The 20,696-nt window shown below is 58.9% G+C and carries 19 protein-coding genes; 14 read left to right on the top strand and 5 right to left on the bottom strand.

The window, feature by feature from the left end:
* The first annotated feature begins 93 nt into the window (after positions 1-93).
* The 8 genes from DU29_RS0107845 to DU29_RS0107810 all read left to right on the top strand — a co-directional run bounded on the left by DU29_RS0107845 (position 94) and on the right by DU29_RS0107810 (position 9,044).
* Positions 94-1,752, top strand: a complete 1,659-nt coding sequence (locus tag DU29_RS0107845) for a bifunctional 3-(3-hydroxy-phenyl)propionate/3-hydroxycinnamic acid hydroxylase (RefSeq protein WP_028621245.1) — start codon at positions 94-96, stop codon at positions 1,750-1,752.
* A gap of 1 nt (position 1,753) precedes the next feature.
* The gene (gene mhpB, locus DU29_RS0107840) at positions 1,754-2,707 is read left to right on the top strand and encodes a 3-carboxyethylcatechol 2,3-dioxygenase (RefSeq protein ID WP_028621244.1); all 954 of its coding nucleotides are present in this window, start codon (positions 1,754-1,756) and stop codon (positions 2,705-2,707) included.
* 17 nt (positions 2,708-2,724) lie between these two features.
* Positions 2,725-3,588: an alpha/beta fold hydrolase gene (locus DU29_RS0107835; RefSeq protein WP_028621243.1), complete on the top strand. Its 864-nt coding sequence runs from the start codon at positions 2,725-2,727 to the stop codon at positions 3,586-3,588.
* Positions 3,589-3,602: 14 nt separating this feature from the next.
* Entirely contained in the window at positions 3,603-4,409 is an 807-nt protein-coding gene (gene mhpD / locus DU29_RS0107830) for a 2-keto-4-pentenoate hydratase (protein ID WP_028621242.1), read from the top strand.
* Between the two features lie 32 nt (positions 4,410-4,441).
* Positions 4,442-5,377, top strand: coding sequence for an acetaldehyde dehydrogenase (acetylating) (locus DU29_RS0107825; protein WP_028621241.1), 936 nt, complete (start codon positions 4,442-4,444; stop codon positions 5,375-5,377).
* Between the two features lie 10 nt (positions 5,378-5,387).
* Positions 5,388-6,407 carry a 4-hydroxy-2-oxovalerate aldolase gene (dmpG, locus tag DU29_RS0107820; RefSeq protein ID WP_028621240.1) on the top strand — a complete coding sequence of 340 codons (1,020 nt, stop codon included), beginning with the start codon at positions 5,388-5,390 and terminating at the stop codon, positions 6,405-6,407.
* 84 nt (positions 6,408-6,491) lie between these two features.
* Entirely contained in the window at positions 6,492-7,700 is a 1,209-nt protein-coding gene (gene mhpT / locus DU29_RS0107815) for a 3-(3-hydroxy-phenyl)propionate transporter MhpT (protein WP_028621239.1), read from the top strand.
* Positions 7,701-7,772: 72 nt separating this feature from the next.
* Positions 7,773-9,044 (top strand): OprD family porin, encoded by a 1,272-nt coding sequence (locus DU29_RS0107810; protein ID WP_028621238.1) that lies wholly within the window; start codon positions 7,773-7,775, stop codon positions 9,042-9,044.
* A 965-nt stretch (positions 9,045-10,009) separates the two neighbouring features.
* Here the strand turns inward: DU29_RS0107810 and DU29_RS0107795 are convergent.
* The 4 genes from DU29_RS0107795 to DU29_RS01000000129605 all read right to left on the bottom strand — a co-directional run bounded on the left by DU29_RS0107795 (position 10,010) and on the right by DU29_RS01000000129605 (position 12,708).
* Entirely contained in the window at positions 10,010-10,264 is a 255-nt protein-coding gene (locus DU29_RS0107795) for a hypothetical protein (protein WP_152635527.1), read from the bottom strand.
* 121 nt (positions 10,265-10,385) lie between these two features.
* Positions 10,386-10,709 (bottom strand): 4-methylmuconolactone methylisomerase, encoded by a 324-nt coding sequence (locus tag DU29_RS0107790; protein WP_028621235.1) that lies wholly within the window; start codon positions 10,707-10,709, stop codon positions 10,386-10,388.
* A complete protein-coding gene (locus DU29_RS0107785; RefSeq protein ID WP_028621234.1) occupies positions 10,709-11,995 on the bottom strand; it encodes an MFS transporter in 1,287 nt (428 codons plus the stop codon). The genes DU29_RS0107790 and DU29_RS0107785 overlap by 1 nt, the downstream gene beginning before the upstream one ends.
* Positions 11,996-12,096: 101 nt before the next feature.
* Positions 12,097-12,708, bottom strand: coding sequence for a TetR/AcrR family transcriptional regulator (locus tag DU29_RS01000000129605; RefSeq protein ID WP_081832450.1), 612 nt, complete (start codon positions 12,706-12,708; stop codon positions 12,097-12,099).
* A gap of 172 nt (positions 12,709-12,880) precedes the next feature.
* Here DU29_RS01000000129605 and DU29_RS0107775 point away from each other — a divergent pair, with 172 nt between their 5' ends.
* The 3 genes from DU29_RS0107775 to DU29_RS0107765 are packed head-to-tail and all read left to right on the top strand — an operon-like array spanning position 12,881 to position 15,736.
* Positions 12,881-13,708 carry a transposase gene (locus DU29_RS0107775; protein ID WP_028621233.1) on the top strand — a complete coding sequence of 276 codons (828 nt, stop codon included), beginning with the start codon at positions 12,881-12,883 and terminating at the stop codon, positions 13,706-13,708.
* Between the two features lie 31 nt (positions 13,709-13,739).
* A complete protein-coding gene (locus tag DU29_RS0107770; RefSeq protein WP_028621232.1) occupies positions 13,740-14,903 on the top strand; it encodes an acyl-CoA dehydrogenase family protein in 1,164 nt (387 codons plus the stop codon).
* Positions 14,904-14,914: 11 nt separating this feature from the next.
* Positions 14,915-15,736: an HpcH/HpaI aldolase/citrate lyase family protein gene (locus DU29_RS0107765; protein ID WP_028621231.1), complete on the top strand. Its 822-nt coding sequence runs from the start codon at positions 14,915-14,917 to the stop codon at positions 15,734-15,736.
* Between the two features lie 53 nt (positions 15,737-15,789).
* On the opposite strand, the gene DU29_RS0107760 is transcribed toward DU29_RS0107765, so the two are convergent.
* Complete coding sequence (locus DU29_RS0107760) at positions 15,790-17,028, bottom strand: OprD family porin (protein WP_028621230.1); 1,239 nt, start codon at positions 17,026-17,028, stop codon at positions 15,790-15,792.
* Between the two features lie 267 nt (positions 17,029-17,295).
* On the opposite strand from DU29_RS0107760, the gene DU29_RS0107755 reads away from it, so the two are divergent.
* The 3 genes from DU29_RS0107755 (at position 17,296) to DU29_RS0107745 (ending at position 20,480) form a co-directional block, all read left to right on the top strand.
* A complete protein-coding gene (locus tag DU29_RS0107755; protein WP_028621229.1) occupies positions 17,296-18,492 on the top strand; it encodes an acetyl-CoA C-acetyltransferase in 1,197 nt (398 codons plus the stop codon).
* Between the two features lie 82 nt (positions 18,493-18,574).
* Positions 18,575-19,465, top strand: coding sequence for an MBL fold metallo-hydrolase (locus tag DU29_RS0107750; protein ID WP_028621228.1), 891 nt, complete (start codon positions 18,575-18,577; stop codon positions 19,463-19,465).
* 91 nt (positions 19,466-19,556) lie between these two features.
* Positions 19,557-20,480, top strand: coding sequence for a LysR substrate-binding domain-containing protein (locus DU29_RS0107745; RefSeq protein ID WP_028621227.1), 924 nt, complete (start codon positions 19,557-19,559; stop codon positions 20,478-20,480).
* The last annotated feature ends 216 nt before the right edge of the window (positions 20,481-20,696 follow it).

Below are 20,696 nucleotides of genomic sequence, written 5' to 3'. Positions count from 1 at the left end.
GTGCACCCTAGCAAGGGTTTTCGTTGTCCACCAGCCTCGTGATTTCCATACTGCGCCCAACAAGAAATCCAAAAGCGCTGTACGGAGATACCCATGAGTCCTGCACCCACTCCTTCCACATTGGAGCTGACCACCGACGTTGCCATCATCGGCGCCGGCCCTGTCGGCCTGATGATTGCCAATTACCTAGGGCAATGTGGCGTGAACGTCACATTGGTGGAAAAGCTCGACAGCCTGATCGACTACCCCCGCGCCATCGGTCTGGACGACGAAAGCCTGCGTACTTTCCAGGCCGTCGGTCTGGCCGACAACGTGCTACCGCACACCACGCCGTGGCACGCCATGCGCTTCCTGACGCCCAAGGGTCGCTGCTTTGCCGATATTCAGCCGAAAACCGACGAGTTCGGCTGGTCACGGCGCAACGCGTTCATTCAACCCTTGGCCGACCGTGTTTTGTTCGAAGGTCTGGCGCGTTTTGCCAACGTCAAGGTGTTATTCAGTCGCGAACTCGAAGGCTTCGAGCAAAGCGACAGCGGTGTGGCGCTCACCCTCAAAAATTCCGAGGGTCGCGGCGAACGCTTGCAGGCCAAGTACCTGATTGGCTGCGACGGCGGCAACAGCCTGGTGCGGCGCAGCCTGGACATCAGTTTCGAAGGCAAGACCGCGCCCAATCAGTGGATCGTGGTCGACATTGCCAACGACCCGCTGGCCACGCCCCATGTTTATCTGTGCTGTGACCCCGTGCGTCCTTACGTGTCCGCCGCCCTGCCCCATGGCGTGCGTCGATTCGAGTTCATGGTGATGCCCGGCGAAACAGAGACCGAGCTGAGCAAGCCCGAGAACCTGCGCAGGCTGCTGAGCAAGGTGTTGCCGAACCCGGACCGCATTGAGCTGATCCGCAGCCGCGTCTATACCCATAACGCTCGTCTGGCCGGGCGGTTCCGTCAGGGCCGGGTGCTGCTGGCGGGCGATGCCGCGCACATCATGCCGGTGTGGCAAGGCCAGGGGTACAACAGCGGCATGCGTGATGCCTCGAACCTGGCGTGGAAACTGTCGCTGGTGATCAAGGGCCTGGCCGCCGACAACCTGCTCGACAGCTACGAACAGGAGCGCCGCGACCACGCCAAGGCCATGATCAATCTATCCGTACTCGCCGGCCACGTGTTGGCACCGCCGAAACGCTGGCAAGGCACCCTACGCGATGGTGTGTCGTGGTTGCTCAATTACCTGCCGCCGGTCAAGCGCTACTTCGTGGAAATGCGCTTCAAACCGATGCCGCAATACACCCGGGGCGCCTTGATCGTGCCGAGTAAAAAGGGCTCGCCGGTAGGCAAGATGTTCATTCAGCCGAAGGTGTTGACTGACGCCGGCACCACTGTGTTGCTGGATGAAGTGATCGGCGAAAACTTTGCGATTATCGCCTGGGGCTGCGATCCGACCTGGGGCCTGACGGCAGCGCAAATTACGCAATGGAAAGCCCTGGGCACACGCTTTATTCAAGTGTTGCCGGACGTCCAGCTCAGAGTACCGAGTGATGCCGGCCGCGACGTGATCCGCGTTGGTGACAGCAGCGGCCGGTTGAGAGAATGGTTCGCTCGCGGCACTTCGTCCATCGCCCTGGTGCGTCCAGACCGCTTCCTCGCCGGACTGGCCATCCCCCAAACCGTTGGCCAGGCTTGCGATGAATTGGCCCGGGCGCTCAAAGCCCTGCCACAAACCTCTGCAAAAGCTGTTGTCAGCAAGGTGGCTTGACATGAGCGCCTATCTGCATTGTTTGTCTCACACGCCATTGGTGGGCTACGTCGACCCGGAACCGCAAGTGTTGGCCGAAGTCGATGGCATGATCAGCGATGTTCGCGAACGCATCGCCCGCTTCGACCCGGAGCTGGTGGTGTTGTTCGGCCCCGACCATTACAACGGCTTTTTCTACGACGTGATGCCGGCCTTTTGCATTGGTATGGCGGCCGACGCCATTGGTGATTTCGACACCGCCGCCGGCCCCCTGGAAGTGCCTAAAGTGCTGGCTGAATCCTGCGCCCAGGCGGTCCTGGGCGCCGGAGTCGACGTCGCTGTGTCTTATCGCATGCAGGTCGACCATGCGTTCGCCCAACCGCTGGAACTGTTGCTCGGCGGCTTGCAGAGCTGCCCGGTGATTCCGGTGTTTATCAACTCCGTGGCCGTGCCCCTGCCCGGCTTCAAACGTGCCCGACTGCTGGGTGAAGCGATTGGCCAATGGGCGAAATCACTGAATAAACGCGTGCTGTTTCTGGCCTCCGGCGGCTTGTCCCATCAGCCGCCGGTACCGGAACTGGCCAAGGTCGATGCGCGTATGGCCGACCGTCTGATGGGCAGCGGTCGCCAATTGCCGACTAATGAGCGACAGGCGCGCCAGGAACGCGTCATCCAGGCTGCCCGGGACTTCGTTGAAGACCAACGCAGTCTGCACCCGCTTAATCCGGTTTGGGACCAGCAGTTTCTCGACACCCTTGAACAGGGCCGCCTGATCGACCTCGATGCGCTGGGCAATGACGAGCTGTCGGCATTGGCCGGCAAGTCCACACATGAAGTGAAAACCTGGGTCGCCGCCTTCGCCGCCCTTAGTGCCTTCGGCCCGTATCAAACCGAAGGTCGCTATTACCGTCCGATTCCCGAGTGGATTGCAGGCTTCGGCGCCCTCGGCGCACAGCCGCTGAACAACCACCATTGAATTCAAGGAACACTGCCATGACAGCCACTGCATTCACCGAAGCTTCCACCAGCCGCTTTGCCCGTATAAAGGAAGGCGAGCTGGACCTGCAACTGCACTACAACGACGTTGGCGAAGGTGCCGAAACCGTGGTCATGCTGCACGGCTCCGGCCCGGGCGCCAGCGGCTGGGCCAACTTTCATCGCAATATCGAGCCGCTGCTGAATGCCGGTTACCGCGTGATCCTGATGGATTGCCCAGGCTGGAGCAAAAGCGACACGATCGTCAGCGTGGGGTCGCGTTCGAACCTCAATGCGCAAGCGCTCAAGGGCCTGCTCGATGTGCTGGATCTGGACCGCGTACACATCATCGGCAACTCGATGGGTGCCCACAGCACCGTCGCCTTCGCCCTGGAATATCCTGAGCGGATCGGCAAACTGATCCTGATGGGCGGCGGTACCGGCGGCCCAAGCGCGTTTGTTCCCCAGCCCACTGAAGGCATCAAGCTAATCGGCGCGCTGTACCGCGAGCCGACCATCGAGAACCTGAAAAAGATGATGAACGTCTTCGTTTTCGATGCCAGTGGCCTGACCGACGAACTGTTCCAGACCCGCCTGGACAACATTCTGGCGCGCCGCGATCACCTGGAAAACTTCGTCAAGAGCAGCACTCTCAACCCCAAGCAATTTCCGGATTTCAGCCACCGCCTACACGAAATCACCGCCGACACCTTACTCGTCTGGGGCCGCGAGGACCGCTTCGTGCCCATGGACACTGGCTTGCGCCTGCTGGCCGGCCTGCCCAAGGCGCAGCTGCACGTGTTCAACCGTTGCGGCCACTGGGCGCAGTGGGAACACGCCGAGAAGTTCAACCGCATGATCCTGGACTTCCTGAACCACTGATCACCGAGGCTGACATGAATCTGACTCAAGACACACTGCAACAGCTCGCCGCCGACCTGCGCCAGGCCGAAGCCCATGGCGAAGCCATCGGTCCGCTGCGCGAGCAGATCGGTGAAGACAACGCAGCAGCCGCGTACACCATCCAGCGCCTCAACGTCGACCACGGCGTGGCCAATGGGCGCCGCGTGATCGGCCGCAAGATCGGCCTGACCAATCCAAAAGTGCAGGCGCAGTTGGGCGTCGACCAGCCGGACTTCGGCACGCTGTTCGCCGACATGTGCTACGGCGACAACGAAAGCGTGCCCGTAGGTCGCGTGCTGCAACCGAAGATCGAGGCGGAAATAGCCTTGATCCTCGAGCGCGATCTACCCCGCGTGGACACTACATTTGCCGACGTGATGGCGGCCACCGCCTGGGTCGTCCCGGCACTGGAAATCGTAGGCAGCCGCGTGCAGAACTGGAACATCCGCTTCGTCGATACCGTGGCTGACAACGCTTCCAGTGGCTGCTTTGTGCTGGGCGGTCCGGCCCAGCGCATCGACGGGCTCGACCTGCGTCAGGCCAACATGCGCATGACCCGCAACGGCGAAGCAGTGTCCAGCGGCAGTGGCGCCGAATGCCTCGGGCATCCGCTCAATGCGGCCGTCTGGCTGGCCCGGACCATGGCTCGCCTGGGCGATCCACTGCGGGCTGGCGACATCATTCTGACCGGTGCGCTGGGGCCGATGGTGGCGGTAGCCGCCGGTGATCGGTTCGAGGCCGAGATCGAAGGCATCGGCCGCGTCGGTGTGGACTTCTCGGTAGACAGTAGCGTCGAGTGATCGGCGACTTGCGTGCACATGAGGCAACAACAATGAACAAACTCAAAGTCGCCATCATCGGTTCCGGCAACATCGGCACCGACTTGATGATCAAAATCCTGCGGAACGCCAAACACCTGGAAATGGCGGTCATGGTCGGCATCGACCCAGCCTCCGACGGCTTGGCCCGCGCAACACGAATGGGCGTGGCCGTGACCCATGAAGGCGTTGACGGCCTGACCCGCATGGACGTGTTCAAGGACATCGACTTCGTCTTTGATGCCACCTCGGCCGGTGCCCACGTGAAAAACGACGCGTTCCTGCGCTCGATCAAACCCGGCATCCGCCTGATCGACCTGACGCCCGCGGCCATCGGCCCGTACTGCGTGCCGGTGGTCAACCTGGAACAGAACCTCAACCAGCTCAACGTCAACATGGTCACTTGCGGTGGCCAGGCGACGATTCCGATGGTCGCCGCGGTGTCGCGCGTAGCCAAGGTGCATTACGCCGAAATCGTTGCCTCGATTGCCAGCAAATCCGCCGGTCCCGGCACTCGCGCCAACATCGACGAATTCACCGAAACCACCTCCAAGGCTATCGAAGTGATCGGCGGCGCCGCCAAGGGTAAGGCGATCATCGTGATGAACCCGGCCGAGCCGCCGCTGATGATGCGCGACACCGTGTTTGTGCTGTCTGAAGCGGCCGACCAGGCGCTGGTTGAGGCGTCCATAGTGGAGATGGCTGCGGCGGTGCAAGCCTATGTGCCGGGCTATCGCCTGAAGCAAAAAGTCCAGTTCGACGTCATCCCCGAAGACGCGCCCTTGAACATTCCTGGCCTGGGTAAATTCTCGGGCCTGAAGACCTCGATCTTCCTCGAAGTCGAAGGTGCCGCCCATTACTTGCCAGCCTATGCCGGCAACCTCGACATCATGACCTCCGCTGCCTTGGCCACCGCCGAGCGCATGGCGCTGTCGATGCTGAACGCCTGAGGAATTCGACATGACTTTTAATCCTGGCAAAAAACTCTACATTTCCGACGTGACCCTGCGCGATGGCAGTCACGCGATTCGTCATCAGTATTCGCTGCAGAACGTGCAGGACATTGCCCGCGCCCTGGACAAGGCCAAGGTCGACTCGATCGAAGTGGCCCACGGTGATGGCCTGCAAGGTTCGAGCTTCAACTATGGCTTTGCCGCGCACACCGATCTGGAATGGATCGAGGCCGCCGCCGATGTCATCAGCCACGCCAAGATCACGACCTTGCTGTTGCCCGGCATCGGTACGGTTCATGACCTGAAAGCCGCGTACAACGCCGGTGCCCGGGTGGTGCGCATCGCCACCCATTGCACCGAAGCCGACGTGTCGAAACAGCACATCGAATACGCCCGTGAGCTGGGCATGGACACCGTCGGTTTCCTGATGATGAGCCACATGATCCCGGCCGAGCAGTTGGCCGCTCAGGCGAAATTGATGGAGAGCTACGGCGCCACCTGCGTGTACATGGCCGACTCCGGCGGCGCGATGAACATGCAAGACATTCGTGACCGTTTCCGTGCCTTTAAAGCCGTGCTCAAACCGGAAACGGAAACCGGCATGCACGCGCACCACAACCTGAGCCTGGGCGTGGCCAACTCGATCACCGCCGTCGAGGAAGGCTGCGACCGTATCGACGCCAGCCTCGCCGGCATGGGCGCGGGGGCCGGTAACGCGCCGCTGGAAGTGTTCATTGCGGCGGCCGAACGTCTGGGCTGGAACCACGGTACCGACCTGTACACGCTGATGGATGCGGCGGACGACATCGTGCGTCCGTTGCAGGACCGTCCGGTGCGGGTCGACCGCGAAACCCTGGCGCTGGGTTATGCCGGGGTTTACTCAAGCTTCCTGCGCCACGCGGAAATCGCCGCCACCAAGTACGGCCTCAAGACCCTCGACATCCTCGTCGAGCTGGGTAAACGGCGGATGGTCGGTGGTCAGGAAGACATGATCGTCGACGTGGCTCTGGATCTGCTCAAACGCTGAACCGTGCATCACCCCCGGCTGGTCGCCCACGCAGCGGCCGGACGGGTTTGCTTGCCCATTACAACAATAAGACTGGTATTCCACATGACATCGCTGAACGTGATAACACCGTTACACATGGCGCGGACCATCGGTCTGTGTTTTCTCGTCGCCCTGATGGAAGGCCTGGACCTGCAAGCCTCGGGGATCGCCGCCCAAGGTATGGCGGCAGCTTTCCAACTGGATAAATTACACATGGGCTGGGTCTTCAGCGCCGGCATTTTCGGCTTGCTGCCCGGTGCTTTCCTCGGCGGCATGCTCGCGGATCGCATCGGTCGCAAACGCGTGCTGATGGTGTCGGTGGCGCTGTTCGGGCTGTTCTCGCTGGTCACCGCCATGGCTTGGGACTTCAACAGCCTGTTGGTTGCCCGCTGCCTCACGGGCGTGGGTCTGGGCGCCGCGTTGCCTAACCTGATCGCCCTGAGCAGTGAAGTGGCGAGCCCGCGCCTGCGTGGCACAGCCGTTAGCCTGATGTATTGCGGCGTGCCGTTGGGTGCTGCGCTCGCAGCTACTATTGGCATCGCCGATCTAGCTGGTGGCTGGCAAGTGGTGTTCTATGTCGGCGGAGTGGTACCGCTGTTGATTGTGCCGCTGTTGGCACTTTATCTGCCCGAGTCGGCACAGTTTCTCCAGCGCGGCCAGAACGTCGCTCCGGTCGGCGTGGTCCGGGGCCTGTTTCGTGAGGGCGCGGCAGTGCCGACCGCGATGATCTGGATCAGCTACTTCTTCACGCTCATGGTGGTCTACATCCTGATCAATTGGCTGCCCAGCCTGTTGATCGGCCAGGGCTTCAGCGGTACCCAGGCCAGCTGGGTGATGCTGGCGCTGCAAATTGGCGCAGCGACCGGCACCTTGCTGCTGGGCTGGGTCATGGACCGTTTGCCGGCCTGGGCGCTGTCGGCGCTGATCTATCTCGGCATTCTCGCGTCGTTGACCGCTTTGGGTCTGGCCAGTCAGTGGGAGAGCATGCTGGCCGCCGGGTTCGTCGCCGGTTTTTTTGCCACGGGTGGGCAGTGCGTGCTGTATGCCCTGGCACCGCACTTTTATCGCCCGTCAGTGCGCGCCACGGGCGTGGGCAGCGCGGTCGCCATCGGCCGACTGGGCGCCATGAGCGGCCCGTTGGTGGCCGGCAAGATGCTTGCCTTGGGCACCGGCACCACCGGGGTGATGCTGGCCTCGGCACCGGGGATTGTCATCGCGGCGCTGGCGATGTTTTACCTGTCGGTACGACGCAACGGCTCACAAGCCGACTGATTTCCTATCCGTAATACCCCCGTGCTGCGATGGCACGGGGGTTTCCATACAACAATAAAAGTGAACACTGCCATGCTCAGGAATTCTCTTGGAGCGCTCAGCGCCTGCACCTGCGTTTTGTCCATTGGCCAGGCTTGCGCCAGCGGTTTTGTCGACGATAGTCATGCCGACCTGGTGATGCGCAACTATTACTTCGATCGCAATTACGTCAATACCACACCGCAGGCTGCCGCCCGCGAATGGGCTCAAGGCTTAATTCTCAACGTGCGGTCGGGTTATACCGAAGGACCTGTCGGGTTTGGCCTGGACGCCCAGGGTTTGCTGGGTGTGCGTCTGGACTCTTCGCCTGATCGCACCGGGACTGGCCTGCTGCCATACAACCCCGCTTCCCGTGAACCGGCCAGTGAATATTCGGAGCTGGGCCTGACTGCCAAGGTCCGGGCGTCGAAGAGCGAGTTGCAACTGGGTACCATCAGCACTTTTCTGCCAATCGCCTTCGCCAGCCCTACCCGCTTGCTGCCGCAGACCTTCCGCGGCGCGTACCTCAAGTCCCAGGAAATCGACAACCTGACCCTGCACGTCGGCTGGCTCGATCGCATCAACCTGCGCGACTCCACCGACTACCAGAAAATGTCGGTAGCCTCGCCCAACGGCCGCTTCAATGGCGCCGCCGAATCCGACCGTTTTGCCTTCCTCGGCGGCGACTATGCCTGGTCGCCGCAACTGACGCTGAAGTACTACCACGCCGAACTTGCTGACCTTTACCGCAAGGACTTCTACGGCTTCGTCGACAATCGCCCGATGGGCTCCGGCAGCCTGAAAAGCGACTTCCGCCTGTTCGTCACTGGCGAGGACGGCGCGGCCAAGGCCGGCCCCGTGGACAATCACAACGCTGCCCTGATGCTGACGTACAGCCTGGGCGCCCACAAATTCGGCGCCGGCTACATGCAACTGACCGGCAAGACTGCCATGCCATACCTGTTCGGCACCGAGCCATTGGTCATCACCGAAGGCACGCTGAGCTCGGAATTTCTCAACCCCAAGGAGCGCAGTTGGCAGGTGCGCTATGACTACAACTTTGTCGCCCTGGGCTTGCCCGGACTTAATGGCGTGCTGCGCTACGTCAGCGGCGATAACATCGAGTTGCCCAAGCTGGGCGGCAGCAACCTGAAAGAAAGCGAAAAAGACATCGAACTGAACTATGTGCTTCAGGGCACGCCCCTCAAAGGCCTGGCTCTGCGCGTGCGCAACGCATGGTACCGCAATGATTTCGCTGCGCAGGCCAGCCATCGGGATGACAATGAGCTACGGGTGAATGTCGATTACACATGGAAGCTATGGTGAGCTACCGTCCAGTGATTAGGAGTGTGTTGAAAGCTGCCACCTTGGCTATTGAAGTTTTTTTGGAGTGGCGAGATGCGCTGGACGACATCGCGAGCGACCTCATGGATAGGTTCTCCGATGGTGGTCGTGCTTGAGTTCAGCCGAGCTGAAGATCCGACATTTTCAACAGAATCGGTCAATTGCGGCCCAGTGCCATAGTCATTTCAAACTTGATCTAATGCCTTCGCGTGCCGAGAGCAACGCAACTGCCGTAATAGTAAAGAATATGCAGCTTCAAAACCGGGCACTGAACCGGGTATGATGCATTTTTAGCGAAACCAAAGCTTGGGTTTTATATAGCCTGCAGCCTATGACTTTTGGATTAACGTCTGATCAAAATGGCGTGGGCAGCCATTAAGCTGCTCATGCCGGTTCTAAGTTTTTTTCTTTTTTTGATTCGTTCGACTTACATACTCAGCGCTGTGGCCAGTACTCGCTGTGGATACAACCGGTCAATGCAACAAATTGGCTAAATCTTTCAGCGGGCGTTTCCTAGTTGAGTGTTTTTCGTGGACGGCCATTTAGCTGCCCCCCACTTGGTTTCATCTTTTTGATTCATCAGAAAAGTCATACCCCCAGTGCGGAGTACGAGCCCACTCACATCGGGTACGCGCAATTGCTGATAATGCTCAAAAACTATGCGGTAGCCATTGAGTCCCTCCGTGTTGTTCGAACTGTTCAAAATAGGCCTTGTTACTATCAATTTCACGCAAACCTTCCAATGTCTCATGGCTTGCCTCTTGCCGAATAAGTCCTCTCTGGGTCGCAACGAAAGCAATACTGGCGAGCAACTTCTGATCAGGTTCGGATTTTGCCCTGCCTGTCGGCGCCAACACCGAATTGACCTACGTGCCGACGCAAGACTGACCCAACTCCAATCGGCAGAAATCCAGCACAGGAAATGGTTCGCGAGGAATCAGACTGGGTCAGTGGCATCTCGGTAACTGGGTCAATTCAGCGTCGGCTCCAACAGCCGGGTCGACTTTTTCAACAGAATCGGCCAAAAGCAAATATCCACGTACCTGATCGGTGACGATACCTTCTTTGGTCGCAAGGTACTTTTGCGGGGCATAGAGCAGGGCCAGCTTGCCATTGACCGTGGCATATCGAGCGGCGAAAGAATCACGTGAATCGGTTTGCCGATACACCAACGATTCGAGCTGCGCCAGGCGAGTACTCAAATAGCATGGCGCCACGCATGACGCGTTGCTGATTAAGCGCAACCAACCAGTACCGTTTCAGTAAACTGGCTATGGCATTGAGCCGTAGCCAGTTCTCGGGGAGGCTAACTGATAGTTTCAATCACACCAGTTCTTGGGTCACAAATGGCTTTAGCTGCCCGATGAATGTCTTGCCGTGCTCGAACCACTCCTTTCTCCTGTCGGCCTCCATGTAAACTTGGTAGTTCGCCTCGTCAAGAAACCAACACTCACCTATCGCATGTACAGGGCCTACATCCAGATAAGGTACATGAGTATCACTTGGATTGGCTGCCACTAACCGCACTTCGTATTTGTGCAGGCCCGGCATTCCCTCGCTCATGTCGAAGTGAAGTATACACTCGCGCTTGAAGACCTCATTGCTCATGGTTTCAGGCTTTACCAGCAGATAGACAATTCTGATCATTAGAGTTTCTCGACTACGTTGCTCGGAAAGGGTTGCAACAATGGCTCATCAATACCCTGGTCGATTGTGTCCAGGCGGATGCCCTTGGTTTCGGGCAAGAACATCAAGGCAAACACTGCAAGCGCGTAGGCCACGAGGCAAAATCCGCCAACCGTCTGCGCCAGGCCAAATTTTGCCGCTAGTAAGCCAACTCCAGTCACGGCGAGGGCACCGATGGATTTACCGACGTTGTAAGAGAACCCCATGCAGGTGGTCCGGACCTGGGTGGGAAACTGTTCGCTCAAGAACGGTCCCAGTGCCGCGAACATCCCAATCGCCATCGCGCCGACCAGAAAACCCATCAAGTGTGCCACCACTGCGTTGAAAGGAACGAACATGTAGGCGACGGTCACAATCCAGGAGCCCAGCGATAGCATGATCAAGGTGGGGCGACGACCGAGCCGATCCGACAGATAGGCGGTGGCGCAAAACCCACAGAAGCTTCCCGCCGCCATGATCAGGATTGTCACTATCAACGATCCCTTCTCGACACCACGCTCAGCCATCAAGGAGGGTGTCCACACCAGGATGACATAGCATCCAGCTTGCAAGCCGATCACCAGCAGGCTCGACAGCATGCTCACTCGAAAATACTTTTTCGAAAAAACCGTCCAGATCGTGGCCCTATCGACATTGGACTTGCGTGCCAGCTCGAACGCTTGCGAATCCTTGACGTTGCGACGAATGAAAATGACCACCAGCGCCGGAAGCACCCCGACCCAAAAGGCGACACGCCACGCGTATTCCGCAGGGACGTAAGCTAGGATTGCCGTCACGATCAGCACCGCAGCCGACCAACCCAAGGCAAAACCGGACTGGACAAAGCCTAGCGCCTTACCGCGGTTTTTCGGATTGATGACCTCGGCCATCAACGCTACACCTACCGCCCACTCACCACCGAAACCCAGCCCCTGAAGGGTACGCGCCACCAGTAATTGCTCAAAGTTCTGGGCAAACCCGGCAACTACCCCGAACAAGGTAAACCAGCACACGGTAAAGATCAGGATACGCACTCGCCCGTAACGATCACTCAGGATCCCCGCGACCCATCCTCCCAGCGCGGCGGACAGCAGCGCTGATGTGCCGACGATACCCGCCTCGCCTTTGGTCAGACCCCAAATGGCCATCAGGGTCGGCAGCAGGAAACTGAACATCTGCATGTCGTAGGAATCCAGGGCCCATCCTGCATAGCAGGCCCAGAAGGTTTTTTTCTCACGTGCGGTGCCGCTCTTGTACCAGGAGAACATGGGAGCATCCTTATTTTTATGGGTACCTAAGTGGCATTGAGCTTCTCCTAGATCTGAGTGTGCGCCTATTTGAGTTATTGAAAGCCTGCCTTTTGCTTTCCTTAATCAGTCAGGTCCAACCCGGATGGCCCACACTTTACGGCCGCTTGATCCAGCATCAGTTGGACTACGCCATGAACGAGCTCTACCCGTTGCATAGCCTTGGGCGCCACACACAACAACCAGGCCGGCGCCTGGTTCAGCAACGTCACAACACTCTTTGCACAACTCAAGTCTGAAGCCGGATGGTCAAGAGCTTCGGCGACGATCTGCTCATACTTGAGGCGCAGGGCAGCGGCTTGGCTCAGCCATGGCTCGGTGAGGCTAGGCCATTCGCGTTCTACTAACTGGAAATGACAGGGCATACGCGCCTGTAGCTCCAAGTGCATTTCAATAATGGCTCGCAATCGACCTGAAGCAGCAGCGCGCTGCTGAATCTGTGCGGCCTTCAATTGCAATAGTTCGTACAACTCCTCGAAAAACTCGTAGAGCAACGCCTCTTTACTCTCGATGTGGTTATAGATCGAGCCGCACTTAATTCCGAGCGCCGAGGCCAACTCGCGCATGCCGACGTTGCGATAGCCTTTGCTGGCAAACAGCGATAGCGCCTGACTGCGTGTATCCAAAAACCGATCGATAGCCGCCTGCCCTCCTGATGATTGACTCACGAGCATGGCCGGGCACAAGTAGAGCGGCAATTTCGAAAATTGGAAGACGACGTTACAACCACACGCATCCGAGCGTGTCTTAGGCAAAACTTCACACTGACTTATGGAAAAGCAAATTCCCCCTTCAGCCAATCGCGACTCATGATGCCGGCATTACCAATCAACAGGGATGCAAAGCATGAAGGATTTCGAACCGGAGAATTGGTTGGGGCGAACCCAGGAACGTAGTGACCAGTTCAGTGCGCCACTGGTCCGACGCATTGCCGCAACCTTTGAGGTACCCGCCCCCGCTGAGGGTGAAGAACTCCCGTGGCTGTGGCATTGGTGCTTCTTTGATGATTGTGCGCAACAAAGCGGGCTCGGCCCGGACGGCCATCCGACACTGGGCACTTTCATGCCGCCTGCCCATGGTCGCAATCGCATGTGGGCCGGCAGTCGCGTGAACTTTCTCAATCCGTTGCATGTGGGTGCATCAGCCCGGCGCTTGACCACCATCAAGCACATTGAAGAAAAACACGGCCGCACTGGGTCGCTGTTGTTCGTCACCCTGGCACACGAGGTTTGGGAAGGCGAATTGCTGTGTTTGCGCGAAGAACAGGACATCGTTTACCGCGAGCCCAGCCTGCCGAAAATCACCGCTGGTGATCCGGTGATTGAAACGCAATGGGGCGAAAGCGTCGTGCCTGACGCGCTGTTGCTGTTCCGGTACTCGGCACTCTCCTTTAATGCCCACCGCATACATTACGACTGGCCGTATGTCACCGAAACCGAGGGGTATCCCGGGCTGGTGGTTCAAGGTCCCCTCACAGCCACGATGAACCTTGCTGCCTTTGTAAGAGCCAACCCGCTGGCGCGAATGAAGCACTTCAGCTTTCGCAGTGTTCGCCCTTTGATCGCCCAGGCGCCCATTCATTTTGGTGGCCGGCATATCCAGCATGGCACTGCTGAGCTGTGGGCAAGCGACGCCAATGGTATTAGCCAATACGCAACAATCGAATTCGACTAAGCCGTTACCTATTATCTCCCGAGGATCAATGATGCCCGCTAATAATAATGAAGAACTCAATGCCATCCGCGAAGGCGTGCGCGCCCTGTGCGCCGAATTCGATGCCGCCTACTGGCGCAAGATTGACGAAGAAAAGGGCTTCCCCGAAGCCTTCGTCAGCGCTATGACCGAAGCCGGCTGGCTGTCGGCGATGATCCCAGAAGAGTACGGCGGCTCGGGCCTGGGCTTGGCCGAGGCCTCGGTAATCCTAGAAGAAGTGAACCGTTGCGGCGGCAATTCCGGAACCATCCACGGCCAGATGTACAACATGTTCACGCTGCTGCGTAACGGCAGCGAGATGCAAAAAAGCTATTACCTGCCCAAACTCGCCAGCGGCGAACTGCGCCTGCAATCGATGGGTGTCACCGAGCCAACCACCGGCACCGACACCACCAAGATCAAGACCACCGCCGTGCGCAAGGGCGACAAGTACGTGATCAACGGCCAGAAGGTCTGGATCTCACGCATCCAACACTCGGACCTGATGATCCTGCTGGCCCGAACCACGCCACTGGCAGAAGTGACGAAAAAATCCGAAGGCATGTCGATTTTTCTCGTCGACCTGCGCGAAGCCATCGGCAACGGACTGACCGTGCAGCCGATCGCCAACATGGTTAACCACGAGACTAACGAACTGTTCTTCGACAACCTGGAAATCCCCGCTGACAGCCTGATCGGCGAGGAAGGCAAGGGCTTTCGCTACATCCTCGACGGCCTCAATGCCGAACGCACGCTGATTGCCGCCGAGTGTATCGGCGATGGTCGCTGGTTTATCGAAAAATCCGCGGCCTATGCCCGTGATCGCGTGGTATTCGGCCGCCCGATCGGGCAGAACCAGGGCGTGCAGTTCCCGATTGCCGAAGCGTATATCGAGATCGAGGCGGCCGACCTGATGCGCTGGCAAGCCTGCGAAGAATACGACAGCGGCAAGAGCGCCGGCGCCAGCGCCAACATGGCCAAGTACCTGGCCGCCAAGGCATCCTGGGAAGCGGCCAACGCCTGCCTGCAGACTCACGGTGGTTTCGGCTTTGCCTGCGAGTACGACGTGGAGCGCAAATTCCGCGAGACCCGCCTATATCAGGTCGCGCCGATCTCTACCAACCTGATCCTGTCGTATGTCGCCGAGCATCTGCTGGAACTGCCACGCAGCTTTTAAAGGGAGCGACCATGAGTGATGTTCCGATGAGGACAGCGTTGTTCGTTCCAGGCAATCGCCCGGAGCGCTTCGCCAAAGCGTTGTCCTGTGGCGCTGATGCAGTGATCGTCGACTTCGAAGATGCTGTTCAGGAACCGGAAAAAGTCGCCGCACGCCAGCATTTGGCGCAGTTTCTTACGGCCAACCCTGACGCCCGTGTCTGGGTTCGGGTCAACACGGTACAACATCCGCAGCATGCGGCGGAGTTGGAGTTTTGCACCCGACAAACGGGGGTGATCGGCCTCTTGCTGCCCAAGGCTGAGCACCCGGCAGACGTAGCCCGCGCAACGCTGGGTGGCAAAGCGATCATACCCATTATCGAAAGCGCCAAAGGGCTGCTGGAACTGGCCGATATCGCCCGGACCTCGGGCGTTGAGCGTCTAGCCTACGGTGGGCTGGACTTCAGCCTGGATCTGGGCCTTATGGCGGGTAGTGCCGGTGCCGAGCGCATGCTTGATCACGTGCGTTTCGCGCTGCTGCTGCACAGTCGCCTTGCCAGGCTGCCGCCGCCACTGGAAACCGTGTTCGCTCGGTTTGACGATGAACAAGGGGTTGCGGCGTTCATGACTGCAGCGCAAGGAATGGGCTTCGCCGGCATGCTGTGCATTCACCCCCTCCAGGTCGGCATCGTGCATCAGGTCATGCGGCCCAATGCGCTGCAGTTGAGCTGGGCGCAGCGCGTCTTGGAGCGGGCGGAGGAAGGGGATGGCGCGTTCCAGCTGGATGGCCAGATGATCGATGCCCCTGTGATCCAGCGTGCCCGAAATCTGCTGGCGGCTTCCCGCGCTTCTTGAGAGCTGCGTTTTGGCGGGCGACTTCATCAGTAGCCCGCCTTTTTTCGCACAGGTTATTTCAGGGCAATGCTGTAGGAGACTATCAAGCGGTTCTCGTTCAGCTCACCTGCCACATCCGAACGCACCATTGCATTGCGCCAGCGCACGCCAAGATTCTTGAGCGGTCCGCTCTGGACTACATAGCTCACGTCCAGGTCGCGCTCCCACTCATGGCCATCACTGCCCGCGACCGGATAACCATCACCGCGCAGATAGCGCGTGAACGCGGTAAGCCCGGGGACCCCGAAACCGGCGAAGTCCAGGTCGTAGCGTGCCTGCCAGGATCGCTCCTCGGCACGCGTGAAGTCGAGAATCTGCACGACGTTAGCAACATTGGGGTCCGCATCCTGCAGGAAGGGTAAAGCCGTACGCCCGCGGTTGTCCTGGTAGCCCACTCTGAAGGTATGGCTACCCTTATTGGCTGATAACAGCATGGTCGTCAGACCGCTGTCGATATTGCCCGCTCGACGCCCTCCCACCTCAGAACTGTCGAAATAACCCACATTAGCCCCCAGCGTCCAATCCTCCCATTTTTGCGAAGCCAACAAGCCGTAGTAATTCTGTTGGTAGACGTCTTCCAGTTCGGCGCGCCAAAAGGAGGCCGTGAGCTGCGGGTAGAAACTGTAGGCGGCGCCGGCGTAATTGAAGCGGTCGCTGCTGGCAGCGAAATTGGCCGTGCGCAGGTCATCATGATTACTGCTGGCATTTCGAAAATTGACGCTGCGAATCTGGCCTGCATCGACGACCAGATTGTCGATGTCGTTGGTCACCAACGACAAACCGTTGAAAAATGGCGGCATCAGCCGCGCATCGCTGGACAGCAGCACCGGCGACTTGGGCATCAGGCCACCGACCTTGAGCACTGTTTTCGAGACCTTGGCCTTGAATGCACCCGATAAATCACTGTATTCCCCCGGCCCTGCATCGCCGAATGCATTAGGCAGCAGGCCGGTACCTGCATGGGCGTCCGAGGAATCAAGCTTCAGACCGACTGCCCCGTACAAGTCCAGACCCAAGCCGATCAGGCCGTCGGTGTACCCGGACTTGGCGTCGAGCATGAATGACTGCGCCCACTCCGCCCGCCGGGACTGGGGTGCATTTTCCTGGCGGTAATCACGATTGAAGTAAAAGTTGCGCAGGTTGAGATTGACCCTGCTGTCCTCAACAAAATCAGCCTTGGCTATAGAGGGAAGCGCCATGACGGGGGTGATGCAATATAAAGCGCAAGACCGCGCAAGACGATGCTTTTGCATGGGGGGGTGTTTCCTGTCGATTGTTATTGTTAGGTACCCGATCGCACGGATCGCAGCGGCCCCAGCATGGTGAGCCCATCGTGCGTTGGGTATTGGGATTTGCTTAAGCAGAACTTGCGCACAGCGAAACATGAGCACGGGTGGGGCGTGCCTTAACCACACTGAAAGAGGGCCTTTCGCTAAATCGAATTGTTTGCGCAGGGAGCGGCCGCCATGCTGGCTACCAATGCACCGCATCCCGTCACAACAACAAGAGGCACTTGCGTTATGAAGGACGCTTTGATCGTTTCGCCGCTGCGTACCCCCATCGGCAAGTTTGGCGGCGCCCTCGCCTCGCTGACCGCCGACCAATTGGCGGCTACGGTCATCCGTACTCTGATAGACCGCCTGGGTATTGAGCCGGGTTCTCTGGACGAGGTCATCGTCTCCCAGTCCTATGCTTCCAGCGAAGCACCCTGCATGGGCCGCTACGCAGGTCTACTCGCCGATTTACCCATCGAAGTGCCCGGCTATACGCTCGACCGCCGTTGCGGCTCGGGGCTGCAGGCAATCGTCAATGCTGCCATGCACATACAGACAGGCCACGCCGAAGCCGTAATGGTGGTCGGTGTCGAGAGCATGAGTAATATCGAGTTCTACAGCACCGACATGCGCTGGGGCGCCCGCGCTGGCAGCGTGAAATTGCATGACCGCCTGGAGCGCGGCCGCGAGCGGTCCCAGCCGGAGGCTCGTTTTGGGCGTATTTCCGGCATGCCGGAAACGGCCGAAAACCTGGCCCGCGACTACTCGATCAGCCGTGACGAGGCGGATCGCTTTGCGGTGCGCAGCCATCAGAATGCAGCCAGCGCTTGGCAGCAGGGTCGATTCTTTGATGAGGTGATCCACCTGGACGTTCCGGGCAAACGCGGTGCAAGCGTGCAAGTCACGACCGACGAAGGCATTCGCGCCGACGCCAACAGCGACACCCTCAGCCAGCTTCGCCCCTTGCTGGCAGACGGCGTTTGTACGGCTGGCAACTCCAGCCAACAGAACGATGCTGCCGCCGGCTGTCTGGTGGTCTCTCGTGAATACGCAGCGCGCTATAACCTGCGCCCATTGGCCCGGCTGGTGGATTGGGCGGCGGCTGGTTGCGATCCGGCACGCATGGGGATTGGTCCGGTGCCGGCAGTGGCCAGGCTGTTTCAACGTACCGGCCTGAGCCTTGCCGACATGGACCTGATCGAAGTCAATGAAGCCTTCGCCGCCCAGGCGCTGGCGGTGCTGCGGGCCTGGAACATGGACGATATCGATCGCGTCAATGTCAATGGTTCCGGTATTTCCCTGGGTCACCCTATCGGCGCCACCGGCATACGGATCATGACCACGTTGTTGCATGAAATGCGTCGGCGTGACGCCCGCTACGGTCTGGAAACCATGTGTATCGGTGGGGGCCAGGGCATGGCTGCCCTATTCGAGCGAATCTGAATCTGTTAAACGCAAATTCAAGGCGTGCCCGCAGCGTTTACGGTCACGCTCCTGATTAAAACAAGAGTGAAGGAATAGCCACATGATGCAGTCACGCATGATCGGAGATATCAAGGTTACCCGGATCCTGGAATACGCCGGTCCAACCCATGACCCGGCCTTTCTCTTTCCCGATATCGATCGCAGCGTGCTGGAAGAACACCAGGCGCTGATGGCACCCAATCACTGGGTACCGCACATGAACAAATTGATCGTCACAATTCAGTTCTGGGTGGTTCACGCGGGCAGCAACATCATTGTGGTCGACACCGGCGTGGGCAACTTCAAACCCAGGGCCGGCATCCCACGCATGAACATGCTCAACACCCTGGTGCGCGAATGGATGATTGCCGCCGGTGCGCCGCCGGAAAAGGTCACTCACGTGGTACTGACTCACCTGCATGCCGATCATGTGGGCTGGAACACCACTTGGCAGGACGGGCGCTGGGTACCGACATTCCCCAACGCACGCTACTACATTCCCAAGGAGGATTTTATCTTCTGCAAGGAAGGCAAGAACAAGGAACCAGGGGTGATCGACGTGTTCGGTGACTCCTTCTTCGACAGCGTCATGCCCATCATCGATGAGGGGCTCGGCGTGATGATCGATCCAGCACAAGAGATTGCCGATTGCCTGGTGGTCGAGCCCGCGCCCGGGCATAGCCCTGGGCAAGTGGCGTTCCGCGTTCGCTCACGGGGTGAGGAAGGGTTGTTCTGCGGCGACATTCTGCACAGCCCCTTGCAGATCGTCCGGCCCGACCTGAACTCGGGCTACTGCATCTGGGCGGATACCGCCCGCCAGACACGCCTGGAGTTTCTCAACCGCGCCGCCGATCGAGAAGCGCTCATCATGCCCGTGCATTTTGGCGAGCCACACTGCGGTTTCATTCGTCGCCAGGGCGATGGTTTCTGCTTCGAGCCATCGGCCTGGTAATTCGCCTGTCCAGAAAGGCACCGGGCCTTTCTGGACAGTGCAGGATGCCAGGCAGTAACTTGTCTGATTCATTGAGCTAGAAGCAATCATCATGGCGATGCATTTCGATATCACTGATTTCCGTTTGTTTATCAACATTGCGGAAACCAGCAGTCTTACCAGAGGTGCCGAGCGCTCATTTCTTTCCGTTCCAGCGACCAGCAACCGCATCAAGAACCTGGAGGACAATCTGGGCATGCGCCTGCTGGAACGTTCACCCCAGGGTGTTACGCTGACCAACGCCGGGAAGACCTACCTGCAACACGCGCGTATCGTTCTGGCCCAGTTGGAAATGCTGACCGGCGAATTGCAGCAATACGCTATCGGGCTCAAAGGCCAGTTCCGCCTTCAGGCCAATACCACCGCCATTACCGAGTACTTGCCGCCGGTGGTAGGTGACTACCTTAAAACCCACCCTGATGTGCATATCGACATGCGCGAGCGGTTAAGCGATGACATCATCCGAAGCGTTCGCGATGGCAGTGCCGACCTTGGAATTGTCTCCGGCAGTGTGGTAACCGATGGCTTGCAAAGTGTTCCGCTGGTTTCCAGCCGTTTGATGGTCATCGCTCCGATTGGCCATCCACTGCTGGAAAAAAGTGAAGTGTTTTTCAAGGAAGCGCTTCAATACGAATTTGTGTCGCTGCTGGAAGGCAGCGCAATTCACGTGTTTCTCAGTCGCGCCGCCGCAGCGTTGCACAAACCCTTCACCATCCGTGTGCAGGTTGCCAGTTCAGACGCGATTTTTCGGATGGTCGAAGCAGGCGCCGGCATTGCTGTGGTGCCGCAAGCGGTCTATAACCGGCTCAAGGGCCAACAGAATATCGGATCGTGCGGCCTGCTCGATCCCTGGGCGGTTCGCACTTTCCAATTATGCGCCCAGGATTTCGAGGGCCTTTCGGCCTTCGCTCGCGATTTTGCCAACAGCTTGATTGCTTACTACCGCAATCCCCTCCCCCCTGCTCTACCCGCCTGACCACATTTCTGGGCAATCTTCCTCCGCGCGCCTCAGCCATGCTGTGGCGTGCCTGCACGCGCGTTGGCCGTGGCCCTTAACCAAAGGTTAATCAGGGCTTCAGAAGACCGAAATTGTAGCGTTCAACACCCTTGGGCAAGCTGTGGCTACCAGGCGACGAGCAACCCGCGGCCACGCACCCGGCTCTCGTCATTCCTGAAACTAAACCGCCGTCTG

This window comes from Pseudomonas sp. Ant30-3, assembly GCF_000690905.1.
In the GTDB taxonomy this organism is placed as follows: domain Bacteria; phylum Pseudomonadota; class Gammaproteobacteria; order Pseudomonadales; family Pseudomonadaceae; genus Aquipseudomonas.
This window is presented reverse-complemented; position numbering and strand designations above follow the sequence as displayed.